Source organism: Dyella sp. 01L423, from assembly GCF_056399945.1.
On record NZ_JBFTSI010000002.1, the window covers coordinates 21858 to 37065 of the forward strand.

Genomic DNA, 15208 nt, shown 5'->3' on the forward strand with positions numbered 1-15208 from the left:
TTGTGAATTAACAATGGTTGGCGGTCAATCCACGATTTTTGCAGGCGCTTGCTTTTGCCTAATCACATGATCAAGATATTCATCAATAGATGAATTAGGTGCTTTATGGCCAGGCCCAAGGCCCCAACGCGCAGTGCGGGGCGCCCCAAGGTGGACAACCCCGAATTGCGCGAACACCTGCTGGATGTCGCGCTGAAAAGCTTCGCGGCCGCAGGGGTGACAGCGACGTCGGTTCGTTCGATTGCTGCCGATGCCGGCGTCAATGCAGCGCTGCTCAGCTACTACTTCGGCAACAAGGCGGAGGTGGTCGAGGCGGTGTTCGACGAGCGCATCGCGCCGGTGTTGTCGCAGTTTTTTCTGCACTTGTTTGCGGTGGAAGGCGACATCCAGCAATTCGCGGCCGCCTTCGTGATCGGCATCGGCGAACTGGTCGAAGCCCACCCTTGGTATCCCGCGCTGTGGGTGCGTGAGGTCCTTTGCGAGGGTGGCGCGCTGCGCGAATTGGCGGTGGCCAGACTGTCGGCGGCAGCGCCGTTGGTGACGACGCGTTTTGTGGACGCACAGCGCGATGGCGAGCTCAATCCCGCGCTGGATCCCACGGAGATGGTGATGACCCTGCTTGGGCTGACCCTGGTCCCCGCCGCCGGTGCGCCACTGTGGCAGGCCACCTCGGGTGCCAAAGCCGCTTCCACGGCGCAGCGCACGCAGCATGTGTTGTCGCTGCTGCAGCGTGGTTTGTCGTGAGACGGACCGCGTATTCGTTATAGGATCGGATGCCTCAGCTGATCCAGCACGGTGACACAGGACGCCCATGAGTGAGATCGAAGACCGTCTGGCGAGCATGGGTCTTCGCCTGCCGCCACCGTTTGAAGTGCCGAGCGGCCTGAGCCTGCCGTTCCAGTTCGTGCAGGTGCACGGCACGCGCGTGCTGATTTCCGGTCATGGTCCGCAAGGCGCAGATGGCCAGATGACCGGCCCGTTCGGCAAGCTGGGCAGCGAGCTTTCGGTGAGTGAGGGCTATCAGGCGGCGCGCCTGGTGGCGCTGTCCATACTCGCCAGTCTCAAGCGCAGCATCGGCGACCTGGACAGGGTCCAGCAGTGGCATCGCGCGTTTGGCATGGTGAACTCGGCACCGGGATTCATCCAGCAGCCGCAGGTCATCAATGGCTTTTCCGACCTGATCCTCGCCGTGTACGGAGCGGAGCGCGGCGCGCACACGCGCAGCGCCGTCGGCATGGCCGAGCTTCCGTTCAATATCCCGGTGGAAATCGAGGGTGAGCTTTCGCTGCATCCTTGAGGCGCAAGAACGCACGGGGGACATCACATCAATCGCATGTCGTCCATGCCTGAATTTAACGCGCTGTGCGTCAGGGTGGGGATCCTGCCCAGGGCGCCGACCGCCGTGGGCTCCTGAGGCTCTGGGAGTCGGCACGTCACATGAGTGGTTCGCGTTCGGATGCTTTCGTGTTTTTCGGCGCCACGGGCGACCTCGCTTACAAGATGATCTTTCCGGCGCTGCAGGCGCTGGTCCAGGCAGGCGAGATGGAGATGCCGATCATCGGCGTGGCGTATGGACACTACACGCTGCAGCAACTGCGCGATCGCGCACGCGACAGCCTGCAGCAGCACGGCCACTTCGACGCAGCGGCGTTCGAGAAGCTTTCGGCCAAGCTGCAATACATCGATGGCGACTACCAGGACCCATCGACGTACGCCCGCCTGAAGCAGGCCTTGGGCGAGGCCATGCGCCCGATTCATTACATGGCGATACCGCCGACCATGTTCGACACCGTGGTGCAGGGACTGGCGAGCTCAGGCTGCGCCGAGAATGCGCGCATCGTCATCGAGAAGCCGTTCGGCCGCGACCTGGCCTCGGCCAGACGATTGAACCTGACGCTGCATGAAGTCTTTCCCGAAACCAGCATCTTTCGGATCGATCACTATCTGGGCAAGGAGGCGGTGCAGAATCTGCTGTATTTCCGTTTTGCCAATGCCTTTCTGGAACCGGTGTGGAATCGCACGTATATCGACAACGTGCAGATCACCATGGCGGAGAACTTCGGCATCCAGGGCCGCGGCAGTTTCTATGACGAAGCCGGCGCCTTGCGCGACGTGGTGCAGAACCATCTGCTGCAGGTGACGGCGCTGCTGGCGATGGAGGCGCCGGTGGGTCACGAGGCGGCGGCCATGCGCTCGGAAAAGCAGCGCCTGTTCCAGGCGATGCGTCCGCTCGATCCTGCCCAGGTGGTGCGCGGCCAGTTTCGCGGCTATCGCGATGAAAAGGGCGTGGCTGCCGATTCTCAGGTGGAAACCTATGCGGCGCTGCGCCTGCATATCGATACCTGGCGCTGGTCCGGCGTGCCGTTCTATATCCGCGCCGGCAAGTGCCTGCCGGTGACGGCGTGCGAAGTCATGGTCACCTTGAAGCCGCCGCCGCTGGCCGTGTTCGACGGCTCGCCCGTGCAAAACTCCAACTATTTCCGCTTTCGCCTCAGCCCCGACGTTGTCATCTCCACCGGCGCCCGCGTGAAGCGGGCCGGCGAAGCGATGCGCGGCGAGCCGGTCGAGCTGGTCGCGCGGCATCGTTCGGTGCACGAGCAATCGGCTTATCAGCGCCTGCTGGGCGACGCGATGCGCGGCGACGGCTCGCAGTTCACCAGCGATGCCAGCGTGGAGGCGGCATGGGCCGTCGTGGATCCCGTGCTAGATCACACCGACCCGGTGCACGAATATGCGCCCGGCAGCTGGGGCCCGACCGCAGCCAATACGCTGACCGCCGACGACGGCGGTTGGCACGATCCCAAACCGGAGGAAACACGTCCGTGCTGACCGCTACATCACTGGTGTTCTTGCTTGACGTCGACAACACCTTGCTCGACAACGACGGCTTTGCCGCCGATCTCACCGCGCGGCTCGATCGCGATTTTGGGGCGATGGAGCGCGAGCGCTATTGGTCCATCTACAACAAGCTTCGCGACGAGCTCGGCTTTGCCGACTATCTGGGCGCGCTGCAGCAATTCCGGCTGGGACATGAGTACCACCCGGGCTTGGTGCCGCTCTCCAACTTCCTGCTCGACTATCCGTTCGCCGAGAAGGTGTTTCCCGGCGCGCTGGACGCACTCGCACACATGGGCACCCTGGGCTCGACCGTGATCCTGTCCGATGGCGACATCGTCTTCCAGCCGCGCAAGATCGCGCGCTCCGGCCTGGGGTCGGCGGTGGAGGGCAGGGTGCTGGTGTATGTGCACAAGGAGCGCATGACCGAAGCCATCCAGCGCGCGTTTCCGGCCACGCATTACGTGATGGTCGACGACAAGCCGCAGTTGCTGGCGGCGATGAAGCGCATCTTCGGCGCGCATATCACCACCATCTTCGTCAAGCAGGGACATTACGCGCGCGAAGCGGAGCATCTGGTGATCGATCCCGCGCCTGACAAGACCGTGATGAATATCGCCGACCTGGTTGGCCTGGCCTCGTCCGATTTTCCCGTTGGCGAACCTGCCGGCCAGACCCGTCTTGACCAGGCGCCGCAAGCCGCCGCACCGGACTGAATCATGAAAGCCACCGCACAACTGCATGCCCTCGGCCAGAGCCTCTGGCTGGACAACATCACCCGCGGGATCCTCGACAACGGCACGTTGCGCCGCTACATCGATGAGTTGTCTGTCACCGGGCTCACGTCCAATCCATCGATCTTCAATGCTGCGATCGGGGATGGCGATGCCTATGACGAAGGCATACGCGAGAAGGCGCGCAACGGTGCTGCTGGCGAAGCCTTGTTTATCGAGTTGGCGCTGGAAGATCTTCGTCGTGCGGCCGACTTGTTCCAGCCCGTGTTCCAGTCCACCCAGCATGTCGATGGCTGGGTTTCGATGGAGGTGTCGCCCTTGCTGGCCTTCGACACGCAGGCCAGCATCCAGGCGGCGCGGGACATCTTCAAGAAGGCCGATCGGCCCAATCTTTTCGTGAAGATACCTGGCACGCCAGAAGGCATCCCGGCCATCGAGGAAGCGATCTTTGCAGGCATACCGATCAACGTGACCTTGCTGTTCTCGCGCGACCAATACCTGGCCGCGGCCGAGGCTTATCTGCGCGGCATCGAGCGCCGCATCGAGGCGGGGCTGGATCCCCATGTCGGCTCCGTCGCTTCGCTGTTCGTGAGCCGCTGGGATGTCGCGGTCAAGGACAAGGTTCCGCAGGAACTGCTCAACACGTTGGGTATCGCCGTCGGCAAGCAGACCTATCGCGCCTATCGCGAGCTGCTGGCCTCGTCACGTTGGCAGAAGCTGTCCAAAGCGGGCGCCCGTCCGCAGCGCCTGCTATGGGCGAGCACGGGCACCAAGGATCCCAGTGTGTCCGACACGCTCTACATCGAAGCGCTGGCAGCACCGGATACGATCGACACCATGCCCGAGAAAACCCTGTGGGCCTTCGCCACGCATGGTGCCGTGAAGGGCGTGTTGCCTGAGGACGGCGGCGACGCCGACGGCACCCTCAAGCAATTTGCCGATGCCGGCGTTGATCTCGACGCGCTGGCCAAACAGCTGCAACAGGAAGGCGCGGCGGCCTTCGTGACGTCGTGGAAGCAACTGCTCCAGCGCATCACCGACAAGAGTGCGCAGTTGGCGAAGGCATAACTCCGCCGGCTGTTTCAGCAGGCTCGTACGCACTCCCACAGGTGATCCGCATGACCGATGAGCTCGATCTGAAAGGCATCAACACGCTGCGCTTCCTGTCGGTCGACATGGTGCAGAAGGCCAATAGCGGACATCCCGGCCTGCCGCTCGATGCGGCGCCGATGGCTTATGTGCTGTGGACGCGCTGGCTCCGGCATAACCCGGCGAACCCGGCGTGGTTTGATCGCGACCGTTTTGTGCTGTCCGCGGGTCATGGCTCGGCCTTGCTTTACAGCCTGCTCTACGCCACCGGCTACGACGTATCGCTCGACGACATCAAGCAGTTCCGCCAATGGCACAGCAAGACACCGGGACATCCCGAGCGCGGCGACACGCCCGGCGTGGAGACCACCACGGGGCCGTTGGGGCAGGGCGTGGCCAATGCAGTGGGCATGGCGATGGCGGAGGCGCAGATGGCGGCGCGCTACAACCGTCCGCAACATACCGTGATCGATCACCACACCTACGCCATCGTTAGCGATGGCGATCTGATGGAAGGCGTGGCCTCCGAAGCCGCCTCGCTGGCGGGGCATCTGCGGCTGGGCAAGCTGATCTGCCTGTATGACCAGAATGCAATGACATTATCCGCAGCGACCGACATGACGTTTACCGAAGACGTCCGGCAGCGTTTCGATGCCTATGGCTGGCACACCATCGCGGTGACCGACGGCAACGATCTGGTCGCGATCGATGCGGCGCTGGAGACGGCACGTGCCAAAGCTACGCGACCCACCTTGATCCTGGTGCGCACCAGCCTCGGCTATGGTTCGCCAAAGCAGGATACGTTCGAGGCGCATGGCTCGCCGCTGGGCGCGGAAAGCGTGCGCCGGACGAAAGAGAATCTCGGCTGGCCGCTAGAGCCGGACTTCTACGTGCCGGAGGATGCGCTCGCCCATTTCCGCAAGGCACTGCCGCGCGGGGCGGAACTTGAAACGGCATGGGACGATCGGATGCAGGCATATGCCAAGGCGTTTCCCGATCTCCATGATGAATTGCAACGCAGCCTGCGCGGCGAACTGGCCGATGGCTGGGACGCGGATATCCCGGTGTTTCCCGCCGATGCCAAGGGCATGGCGACGCGCGACGCATCGAGCAAGGTGATGAATGCGTTTGCCGCCAAAGTGCCCGCCTTCACGGGCGGCTCCGCGGACTTGAACCCTTCCACCAAGACCGCCATGAAGGGCCTGGGCGACTTCAATCCGCCCGCGTCGAAGGGCGGCGATCTGCAGGGTTCCGATGTGGCGGGCTGGAGTTTTCAAGGCCGCAATCTGCATTTCGGCGTGCGCGAACATGCGATGGGCGCCATCGTCAACGGGCTGGCCGCGCATGGCGGGACTATTCCGTTTGGCGCCACCTTCCTGATTTTCTCCGATTACATGCGCCCGCCGATGCGCCTGGCTGCGCTGATGAAGCTGCACGTCATCCATGTGTTCACCCACGACAGCATCGCGCTGGGCGAAGACGGGCCGACCCATCAGCCGGTGGAGCAGCTCGCCGCCCTGCGCGCGATTCCCAACCTCACCCTGATACGTCCGGGCGACGCCAACGAAACCGCGGTCGCCTGGCGCGTGGCCCTTCAAACCAGGGGCCGTCCGGTGTTGTTGGTGCTGACCCGGCAAAATGTGCCCACGCTGGATCGCGAGCGCATGGGATCGGCCGATGGGCTGCGTCGCGGCGCCTATGTGCTGTTCGATACGCCAGACAAGAAGCCCGAGCTGATCCTGATCGCCAGCGGCTCGGAAGTCGGCTTGATAGTGGAGGCGGCCAAGCGCCTGGAAGGAGAGGGCGTTGCCGTGCGCTGCGTATCAATGCCGAGTTGGGAGTTGTTCGAAGCGTTGTCGCAAGCGGAGCGTGACGAAGTATTGCCGCCATCGGTGACCGCGCGATTGGCCGTGGAGCTCGGCATATCCCAAGGCTGGGAGCGCTATGTGGGTTCGGGCGGCGACATGATGGGCATCGAAACGTTTGGCGCATCCGCACCAGCCGAGGTTTTGCTGAAAGAATACGGCTTCACCGTCGATGCGGTCTGCCAACGCGCCAAGGCCCTGCTCGCTCGATAGCAGCAGGGCCTCGCAGACTGCCGCTTATTCCTTCTTGATCGGATGGCCGCCAAATTCATTGCGCATGGCCGACAGCAGTTTGTCGGTATACGAATCCTTGTCGCGCGAACGCAGTCGCTCGATCAGCGATTGCGTGATCACCGGCGCGGGCACGTTCAACTCGATGGCTTCGTCGACCGTCCAGCGGCCCTCGCCGGAATCGGCCACGTAGGGTGCGATGCCGGTCATGTCCGGATTCTTTTTCAGTGCGTCGGCGGTGAGATCCAGCAGCCATGAGCGCACGACACTGCCGTAACGCCAGATCTCCGCGACTTGCTGCAGATCGAGCTCAAACTCCGCCTTGTGCCGCAGGATGGAGAAGCCTTCGGCATACGCCTGCATCATGCCGTACTCGATGCCGTTGTGAACCATCTTGGTGAAGTGGCCCGAACCCACCGGCCCTACACGCGCCCAGCCCTGATCCTTGGCCGGCGCCAGCGATTCGAAGATAGGACGCAGGCGTTCCACGGCTGCCTCCTCACCGCCGATCATCAGGCTGTAGCCCTCGGCCAGCCCCCACACGCCGCCGCTGGTGCCGCAGTCGACATAGGCAATGGCATGTTCGGCGAAACGCTGCGCCCGGCGCAGTGTGTCCTTGTAGTAGGAGTTGCCGCCGTCGATGATGGTATCGCCCGCGGCGAGCAGCGGCAGCAGCGCGTCGAGGCTGGCATCGGTGATATCGCCTGCGGGCACCATCAGCCAGAGCGTGCGTGGCGCGGGCAGGGCGGCGACCAGCGCTGCGAGCGATTCGGCTGTCTGCGCGCCGCTACTTTCCAGTGCTTTTCGGGCCGCCTCTTGCGGATCGAAGCCGACGATCTGATGTCCGCCCTTCATCAACCGCTGAGCCATATTGGCTCCCATCCTGCCCAAACCGATCATGCCGAGTTTCATTGGTTTTCCTAAGCTCACGTAGGGACACAAAGTATTGCGATAAGCCTGCATTTTGCGCGCGCCGCAGGCAAGCCTGCGTGAGAGTAAGGCGAACTCGCCCATGGCGGTTGCCCTCTGCATGTGCTTAACACGACACATCGAAAGAAGTTGAGCTGCTTGGCAATACCGCGAGAACAGTTGCGAGGCAGCGGTACGGTGTCATACCTTCGCGCGCTGGTGGATGGACTCCTGCTGTATCCGGTTGCCCATAAGGAGACGGGAATGCGCTTGCGTATCGGTCTGGCGGTGTTCGCCCTGGTGTTTTCGCTGACGGCTACTGCCTCCACACCCCCTGCGTCGGATACATCGCTAGCGAAAGACGCGCAGCGAGCGCTGGAGAGCGTATCCGCCAAGGACGGTCCTGGTGTGGTGGCGGTCATCGCCAAGGGCGACACCATCGTATTTCGCGGTGCGACCGGGCTCGCCAATATCGAACTCAGCGTGCCGCTCGATGCGGATCAGGTATTCCGCATAGCGTCGGTCACCAAGATGTTCACCGCTGCCACCGTGCTCAAGCTCGCCGAGATGGGCAAGCTGTCGCTGGACGATAAGCTCGCCACTTATCTTTCGGATATCCCGAACGCCGCCAACATCACGCTGCGTGAACTGTTGAATCACACCGCAGGCGTTTCCGACAAGACCAAGGATCCGCAGCCCGGCTTCATGAAACGCGATGTGGATACGGCGACCCTGGTGGGCGAAATCCGCAAGCGCACGCCGACGTTTGCGCCGGGTACGCAGCAGCAGTATTCGAATGGCGGCTACATCCTGCTGGGCGCCGTGATCGAGAAGGTGACCGGCGAACCCTGGCACGTGGCCATGACGCGCCTTTTGCTGGAGCCCTTGGGCCTGCAACACATCCGCTATGGCGACAATGCGGTGGTCATGCCGAGGCGCGTCGCCGGCTACACGACGGACAATCCGGCGCACCAGGTCAACAATGCCTCGTTCATCAGCATGAGCATCCCCGCGGCGGCAGGCGGTCTGGTTGCGACAGCCGACGAACTCTTGCGCTGGATGCGAGCGTTGACGCACGGGCGTGTGATCAGTGCGCAGGACTTCCAACGGATGATTACGCCAGCGATGCCTGGCGCCGCTCATCCCTATGGCATGGGCATGTATCTGTGGCGCGTGCGCGGCAGCGATATGGTGGGGCATACCGGGCAGATCGATGGCTTCTGCTCCGCCGTCGCCTACCTGCCAAAGCAAGATGTGACAGTGATTGTGCTGGCTAATGATGACAATTTCGATGCCCGCACCATGAGCCGCCGCCTGGCTGCCATCGCGCTGGGTCATCCCTATGTGACGCCGGTGGCGGTGACGCCGTCCGATGCCGGGCTAAGTGCCCTGGCAGGCAGCTATCGCGTCGACGACAACACCGTGCAAACGCTATCGGTCCAGGATCACCAGCTCTACGCCCAACGCACGGGCCGCCATGCGGTGCCGATGCAGGTCGCAGCGGATGGCAAGCTCTATTTCGTGCCGGATGAACTCAGTTACTTCGTTCCTGTGCGCGACGCCGCAGGCAAGGTCACGCGCTTGGATTATTTCGATGGCGGCGACGGGCCTGCCGTGGCCATGCCGCGGGTGGTCGGACCCGCCGACGAAGCCCATCCATGACCCATCGGCGGCGTGATGAAAGCGTGATCGGGCGCTTGTGTTCGTGCACGTTTTAATACTTTCGTCTAAGACGAATGTGACGGTTTGCATCCGCCAAAAAACGCTTTCCACGGCAACGGAAATTCGCAAGAAATCAGATCCCTCAAGCGGGGGAACTGTGCTACCTTTTTGAGCAGGCGACAGGTTCATTGCCGTCGTCGCCACGGAGTTTTCGAGCCACGTCGACGCCCTAGTTTGGGCAGTTGGTCCAGCCAGATTTCCGGGAGCGCTACGCGATGCCAATGACTCGCCGCGAGTTCATCAAGTTCACAGGCCTGGGGTTGGCTGCATCCAGCCTAGGCGTGTTGGGCTTTGGCGAATCGGGGGTGGCGCAAGCCGCCGCCGTTCGACCTTTCAAGCTTGCCCACGCCACTGAAACGCGCAACACCTGCACGTATTGTTCAGTGGCCTGCGGCATCATCATCTACAGCATGGGCGATCGCGCCAAGAACGCGCTGTCCAACATCATCCACATCGAGGGTGATCCGGATCATCCGGTCAATCGCGGCACCTTGTGCCCGAAGGGTTCGGCACTGCTCGACATTGTGCATGCCCCCACGCGCCTAAAAGAGCCGCGCTACCGCGCACCCGGCGCCTCCGATTTCAAGATCGTGTCCTGGGACTTCGCGCTGGATCGCATCGCGCGCCTGATGAAGGACGATCGCGACAAGAACTTCATCGCGAAGAACGCCAAAGGCGAAACCGTCAATCGCTGGACCAGCGTGGGCATGCTGGCGGCGTCGGCGTCGTCCAGCGAAACCTCCTACCTCACCTGGAAGGTGGTTCGCTCGCTCGGCATGGTGGTGTTCGACAACCAGGCGCGTGTCTGACACGGACCGACGGTGGCCAGTCTGGCCCCATCATTCGGTCGCGGTGCAATGACCAACACCTGGCAGGACATCAGGAACGCCAATGTCGTTATCGTCATGGGTGGCAACGCTGCCGAAGCGCATCCGTGCGGCTTCAAATGGGTGATCGAGGCGAAGATCGAGAACGGCGCCAAGCTCGTCGTGGTCGATCCGCGCTTCACGCGCACGGCCTCGGTGGCCGATTACTACGCGCCGATCCGCCCGGGCACCGATATCGCCTTCCTCAATGGCGTGATCCGTTATTTGCTGGAGCACGACAAGATCCAGCATGAGTACGTGCGCTCGTATACCAACGCCAGCCTGATCGTGAAGGACGGTTTCGATTTCCAGGATGGCCTGTTCACCGGCTACAACGAGGAAACGCGTACCTACGACAAGTCGACCTGGGACTATGACCTGGACAAGGATGGCTTCGCCCGGGCCGACGACACCTGGCAGGACCCGCGTTGCGTCATCAACCTGCTCAAGCATCACGTCTCCCGCTACACGCCGGAGATGGTGTCGCGCATTACCGGCACGCCGCAGGACAAGTACCTGCATGTGTGCGAGTTGATCGCCAGCACGTGTGCGCCCGACAAGGCGATGACCAGCCTGTTTGCGCTCGGCTGGACGCAGCACTCGGTGGGCGCGCAGAACATCCGCAATATGGCGATGATCCAGCTGCTGCTGGGCAATATCGGCGTGGCGGGCGGCGGCATGAATGCCTTGCGCGGGCATTCCAACATCCAGGGTTTGACCGACGTCGGCCTGCTGTCCAACCAGATGCCGGGCTATATGAATCTGCCCACCGAGAAGGAAACGGATTTCGACATCTACATGTCGACCCGTCAGTTCAAACCCTTGCGCCCGGGCCAGATCAGTTATTACCAGAACACCCGCAAGCTGTTCGTGAGCTTCATGAAGGCGTTCTACGGCGACGCCGCCACGCAGGAAAACAACTGGGCGTTCGACTGGCTGCCCAAGCTCGACATCCCGCTGTACGACATCATCAAGGCGTTCGAGATGATGAACAACGGCCAGATGACGGGTTACATCTGCCAGGGCTTCAACCCTCTGCAGGCCTTCCCGGATCGCGGCAAGATCCGCCGCGGCCTGAGCAAGCTGAAGTTCCTGGTGACGATGGATCCGCTGGATACGGAAACCTCGCGTTTCTGGCAGGACTTCGGTCCGCAGAACCCGGCCAATTCGGCCGAGATCCAGACCGAGGTATTCCAGCTGCCGGTCACCTGCTTCGCCGAAGAAAACGGCTCCCTGGTCAACTCGGCGCGCTGGCTGCAGTGGCACTGGAAAGCGGCGGAAGGGCCGGGCGATTCGATGTCCGATATCTGGATCATGAGCGGTATCTATCACCGCCTGCGCGAGCTCTATCGCAAGGAAGGCGGCGCCTTCCCCGATCCGCTGCTCAACCTCACCTGGAAGTACACCGATCCGCTGAGTCCCGACCCGGAAGAGTTGGCCAAGGAAATGAATGGCCGCGCCCTGGCCGACCTCACCGATGCAACCACCGGCGCAGTGACCAAGGCCGGCACCTTGCTCGATGGCTTTGCGCAATTGCGCGATGACGGCAGTACGTCGTCCGGTTGCTGGATTTTCTCCGGCTCGTTTACCGAGAAGGGCAACCAGATGGCACGGCGCGACGCCACCGATCCACGCGAGCAAGGCATCGCGCCGAACTGGGCGTGGGCGTGGCCGGCAAACCGGCGCATCTTGTACAACCGTGCCAGTGCCGACCCCGCAGGCAAGCCATGGAACCCGGCCAAGCCGGTCATTTCCTGGAACGGCATACGCTGGGTGGGCATCGACGTGCCCGACTACACGCCCACCCTGGCACCGTCGGCCGGCGCCAGTCCGTTCATCATGAACGACGAAGGCCTGGGTCGGCTGTTCGCCCGCAAGCTGATGGCGGAGGGGCCGTTCCCCGAGCATTACGAGCCGCTGGAATCGCCCGTGGAGAACCCGCTGCATCCCAAGGTGCAGAACAACCCAGCCGCCCGTGTGTTCGCCGATGACCGCGCCGCATTTGGCAGTCCAAAGAACTTCCCCTATGTGGCCACCACGTACCGCCTCACCGAGCACTTCCACTTCTGGACCAAGCACGCGTTGATCAACGCGATCCTCCAGCCGGAGGAATTCATCGAGATCGGCGAGGTACTGGCCAAGGAGAAGGGCATCGAGCAGGGCGGTTGGGTGAAGGTGTCGTCCAAGCGCGGCGAAGTGATATGCAAGGCCTATGTCACCAAGCGCATCAAGCCGATGACCGTGGACGGCAAGCCAACCCATGTGATCGGCGTGCCCTTGCATTGGGGTTTCACCGGCCAGGCCAGGAAGGGTTACGGGGCCAACACACTGACGCCGTCCGTGGGCGACGCCAATACGCAGACGCCGGAGTTCAAGGCGTTCCTGGTCAACATTGAAAAGACCACGGCGCCGGTCGCCGCCTGAGGAAGCCGTCATGTCCGATCTGCAATCGCAAGATTACATCCGGCGCTCCGCCTCCACGATGACGCCGCCGATGGCGCGCAGCACCGAGGAGCAGGTGGCCAAGCTCATCGACGTGACCCGCTGCATCGGCTGCAAGGCCTGCCAGTCGGCGTGCATGGAGTGGAACAACCTGCGCCAGGAAGTAGGCCATTTCGAGGGGTCATATCAGAATCCCAATGATTTGAGCCCCGATGTGTGGACGCTGATGAAGTTCGCCGAGTACGAGAACGAAGAGGGCAACCTGGAATGGCTGATCCGCAAGGACGGCTGCATGCACTGCGAAGATCCCGGCTGCCTCAAGGCGTGCCCGGCACCGGGCGCGATCGTGCAATACGCCAACGGCATCGTCGATTTCATCAGCGACAAGTGCATCGGCTGCGGCTACTGCGTCAAGGGTTGCCCGTTCGACATTCCGCGCATCAGCAAGAAGGACCACAAATCGTACAAATGCACCCTGTGCTCTGACCGCGTCGCCGTGGGCCTGGAGCCGGCCTGCGTCAAGGCATGCCCCACCGGCGCCATCATGTTCGGCACCAAGACGGACATGGCGCATTGGGCCGGCGAGCGCATCGTCGACCTGAAATCGCGTGGGTTCGAAAAGGCCGGCCTGTACGATCCGCCGGAAGTGGGCGGCACCCACGTGATGTACGTGCTGCATCACGCCGACAAGCCCTCGCTGTATTCGGGCCTGCCCGAGAATCCGCGCATCAGCGCTGCCGTGGAGGCGTGGAAAGGCATCGCCAAACCGCTGGCCATGATGGGCATCGCGCTGGCCGCGGTGGTGGGCTTCTTCCATTACATCGTGAAGGGCCCCAATGAAGTGACCGACGAGGACGAAGTGCAGGGCGAGCGCGTGCTGGAGGATGCCGCGGAGAAGACGCCATGAACCGCCCCAGGACCGTCATTGTTCGCTACACCACCTCCCAGCGGGTCAACCACTGGATCAATGCCATCTGCTTTACCTTGATGGTGTTGTCGGGCCTGTCGATGTTTCACCCGATCATGTTCTGGCTGTCCAATCTGTTTGGCGGCGGCCAATGGACCCGGGCGATCCATCCATGGATAGGCTGCGTGCTGATGGCGAGCTATATCGGGATGATCGTGCAGTTCTGGCGTGCGAACCTGTGGCGCCAGGAAGACACGGCGTGGATGAAGTCGGTGCCGGCGGTGATCGAGGACGATGAGGAACGCATCCCCGCGGTTGGCCACAACAATGCCGGCCAGAAACTGGTGTTCTGGTCGATGACCCTGCTGATTCCCACCTTGTTCATTACCGGCTTGACGATCTGGGAAGTGTATTTCGGCCAAGCCACCTCCATTCCGGTGCAGCGCGCCGCCGTGCTGATCCACAGCACCGCGGCCTTCCTCGCCATCATCATCTGGATCATCCATGTCTACGCCGGCATCTGGGTACGCCATTCGGTGCGCGCGATGACCCAGGGCTATGTGACGCCGGGTTGGGCCTGGCGCCATCACCGCAAATGGCTGTGGGAGCTGGCGTCCGGCCAGAACGGCAAAAACAGCATCAGGAAGCGTCCATGAAGCAGGCTGGCGCACCGCCCGAGGGCAAATGGACCGGCCCACAGCACGCCGGTGTCCGCGCGCCCGATCCGATTGTGCTGGCCGATCCAGCCAGGCGTTTTGCAGCCACGGCGCAGCGCCTGCAGCAGCTGGCCGACGGGCATCCGATGCAGGCCTGGCTGCAGTTCATGGCGATGCTCTCGCGTGCGCAGCACGACGTGGCATCCACGTTGGCGCCCGCTACGGGGCTCAGTGCGGCGTGGGTGGCGCAGGCGGTGGAAGCGCGCCTGCCGCCGCTGGCCGCAGACGGCCATCGTCGTGACGTGTCCTGGCGTGCCGGCCTCGCGCTACTGCTTGAGCGCATCGATCGCACCGGCCTGCCACCGGCCGCCGTGCATGCGATCGAACAGCTGCAACGCAGCGATGACGCCGCGCTGGACGAACTGGCCGACCACTTCCTGCGTGGCGAACTGGAGGCTGCCGAAGTGGGTGCGGTGGTGTTCGTTGCCGCGGCGCTTCAGGTGTATTTCACCTGTTCGGCCGCGCGCCTGCGGGCCGACGATTTGCGCCTGCTCGAAGAACGCTCGCTCTGCCCATGCTGCGGCTCGCCTTCGGTATCGGGCGTGATCACCGCCATCGGCGTGACGCCTGGGACGCGCTATCTGTCGTGTTCGATGTGCTCCACCGCGTGGAATCACATGCGCGCGGTGTGCATCACCTGCGGCGGCACGCGCAAGCTATTCCTGCAAGGCATCGAAGATGACCCCGGCATCGTCAAGGCCGAGACCTGCGCCGAATGCCACACCTACGCCAAGGTCCTCTACCAATTGAAGGACACCAAGGTCGATCCGTATGCGGACGATCTGGCCTCGCTGGGCCTGGATATCCTGGTCACCGAAGCAGGCTTTGCCCGCCACGCGCCCAACCCGCTGCTGCTGGTGGGCGATGGCGAAGCGGTGGCCGATTAGCCACC

General features: G+C 62.8%; 13 protein-coding genes. 12 read left to right on the top strand and 1 reads right to left on the bottom strand.

The features are described 5' to 3' along the window. The first annotated feature begins 105 nt into the window (after nucleotides 1-105). The 6 genes from AC1DMY_RS06710 to tkt all read left to right on the top strand — a co-directional run bounded on the left by AC1DMY_RS06710 (nucleotide 106) and on the right by tkt (nucleotide 6736). The gene (locus AC1DMY_RS06710) at nucleotides 106-744 is read left to right on the top strand and encodes a TetR/AcrR family transcriptional regulator (RefSeq protein ID WP_477164219.1); all 639 of its coding nucleotides are present in this window, start codon (nucleotides 106-108) and stop codon (nucleotides 742-744) included. Nucleotides 745-811: 67 nt separating this feature from the next. Then, nucleotides 812-1297, top strand: a complete 486-nt coding sequence (locus AC1DMY_RS06715; protein WP_477164220.1) for a RidA family protein — start codon at nucleotides 812-814, stop codon at nucleotides 1295-1297. 140 nt (nucleotides 1298-1437) lie between these two features. After that, nucleotides 1438-2829 (top strand): glucose-6-phosphate dehydrogenase, encoded by a 1392-nt coding sequence (gene zwf / locus AC1DMY_RS06720; protein ID WP_477164221.1) that lies wholly within the window; start codon nucleotides 1438-1440, stop codon nucleotides 2827-2829. Further along, a complete protein-coding gene (locus AC1DMY_RS06725) occupies nucleotides 2823-3551 on the top strand; it encodes an HAD family hydrolase (RefSeq protein WP_477164222.1) in 729 nt (242 codons plus the stop codon). The genes zwf and AC1DMY_RS06725 overlap by 7 nt, the downstream gene beginning before the upstream one ends. A 3-nt stretch (nucleotides 3552-3554) precedes the next feature. Further along, the gene (gene tal, locus AC1DMY_RS06730) at nucleotides 3555-4637 is read left to right on the top strand and encodes a transaldolase (RefSeq protein WP_477164223.1); all 1083 of its coding nucleotides are present in this window, start codon (nucleotides 3555-3557) and stop codon (nucleotides 4635-4637) included. A 50-nt stretch (nucleotides 4638-4687) separates the two neighbouring features. Then, the gene (gene tkt, locus AC1DMY_RS06735) at nucleotides 4688-6736 is read left to right on the top strand and encodes a transketolase (protein ID WP_477164224.1); all 2049 of its coding nucleotides are present in this window, start codon (nucleotides 4688-4690) and stop codon (nucleotides 6734-6736) included. A 24-nt stretch (nucleotides 6737-6760) separates the two neighbouring features. On the opposite strand, the gene gnd is transcribed toward tkt, so the two are convergent. After that, nucleotides 6761-7666 (bottom strand): phosphogluconate dehydrogenase (NAD(+)-dependent, decarboxylating), encoded by a 906-nt coding sequence (gnd, locus tag AC1DMY_RS06740; protein ID WP_477164225.1) that lies wholly within the window; start codon nucleotides 7664-7666, stop codon nucleotides 6761-6763. Between the two features lie 261 nt (nucleotides 7667-7927). Between gnd and AC1DMY_RS06745 the strand changes: the two genes are divergently transcribed. The 6 genes from AC1DMY_RS06745 (at nucleotide 7928) to fdhE (ending at nucleotide 15203) form a co-directional block, all read left to right on the top strand. Beyond that, the gene (locus tag AC1DMY_RS06745) at nucleotides 7928-9325 is read left to right on the top strand and encodes a serine hydrolase domain-containing protein (protein ID WP_477164226.1); all 1398 of its coding nucleotides are present in this window, start codon (nucleotides 7928-7930) and stop codon (nucleotides 9323-9325) included. 275 nt (nucleotides 9326-9600) lie between these two features. Then, complete coding sequence (locus tag AC1DMY_RS06750; protein ID WP_477164227.1) at nucleotides 9601-10194, top strand: hypothetical protein; 594 nt, start codon at nucleotides 9601-9603, stop codon at nucleotides 10192-10194. 12 nt (nucleotides 10195-10206) lie between these two features. Then, nucleotides 10207-12675: a formate dehydrogenase-N subunit alpha gene (gene fdnG / locus AC1DMY_RS06755; protein WP_477164228.1), complete on the top strand. Its 2469-nt coding sequence runs from the start codon at nucleotides 10207-10209 to the stop codon at nucleotides 12673-12675. A gap of 10 nt (nucleotides 12676-12685) precedes the next feature. Further along, on the top strand, nucleotides 12686-13600 hold the full coding sequence (fdxH, locus tag AC1DMY_RS06760; RefSeq protein ID WP_477164229.1) for a formate dehydrogenase subunit beta: 915 nt from the start codon (nucleotides 12686-12688) through the stop codon (nucleotides 13598-13600). Beyond that, nucleotides 13597-14256 carry a formate dehydrogenase subunit gamma gene (locus AC1DMY_RS06765; protein ID WP_477164230.1) on the top strand — a complete coding sequence of 220 codons (660 nt, stop codon included), beginning with the start codon at nucleotides 13597-13599 and terminating at the stop codon, nucleotides 14254-14256. Before fdxH ends, AC1DMY_RS06765 begins: the two co-directional genes overlap by 4 nt. Next, nucleotides 14253-15203, top strand: coding sequence for a formate dehydrogenase accessory protein FdhE (fdhE, locus tag AC1DMY_RS06770; RefSeq protein WP_477164231.1), 951 nt, complete (start codon nucleotides 14253-14255; stop codon nucleotides 15201-15203). Before AC1DMY_RS06765 ends, fdhE begins: the two co-directional genes overlap by 4 nt. Nucleotides 15204-15208: the final 5 nt, after the last annotated feature.

Excerpts from the sequence above, each read along its gene's own strand:
- AC1DMY_RS06710 (WP_477164219.1), top strand. The coding sequence starts at position 106 with ATGGCCAGGCCCAAGGCCCCAACGCGCAGTGCGGGGCGCCCCAAGGTG.
- AC1DMY_RS06715 (WP_477164220.1), top strand. The coding sequence starts at position 812 with ATGAGTGAGATCGAAGACCGTCTGGCGAGCATGGGTCTTCGCCTGCCG.
- zwf (WP_477164221.1), top strand. The coding sequence starts at position 1,438 with ATGAGTGGTTCGCGTTCGGATGCTTTCGTGTTTTTCGGCGCCACGGGC.
- tal (WP_477164223.1), top strand. The coding sequence starts at position 3,555 with ATGAAAGCCACCGCACAACTGCATGCCCTCGGCCAGAGCCTCTGGCTG.
- tkt (WP_477164224.1), top strand. The coding sequence starts at position 4,688 with ATGACCGATGAGCTCGATCTGAAAGGCATCAACACGCTGCGCTTCCTG.
- gnd (WP_477164225.1), bottom strand. The coding sequence starts at position 7,666 with ATGAAACTCGGCATGATCGGTTTGGGCAGGATGGGAGCCAATATGGCT.
- AC1DMY_RS06745 (WP_477164226.1), top strand. The coding sequence starts at position 7,928 with ATGCGCTTGCGTATCGGTCTGGCGGTGTTCGCCCTGGTGTTTTCGCTG.
- AC1DMY_RS06750 (WP_477164227.1), top strand. The coding sequence starts at position 9,601 with ATGCCAATGACTCGCCGCGAGTTCATCAAGTTCACAGGCCTGGGGTTG.
- fdxH (WP_477164229.1), top strand. The coding sequence starts at position 12,686 with ATGTCCGATCTGCAATCGCAAGATTACATCCGGCGCTCCGCCTCCACG.
- AC1DMY_RS06765 (WP_477164230.1), top strand. The coding sequence starts at position 13,597 with ATGAACCGCCCCAGGACCGTCATTGTTCGCTACACCACCTCCCAGCGG.
- fdhE (WP_477164231.1), top strand. The coding sequence starts at position 14,253 with ATGAAGCAGGCTGGCGCACCGCCCGAGGGCAAATGGACCGGCCCACAG.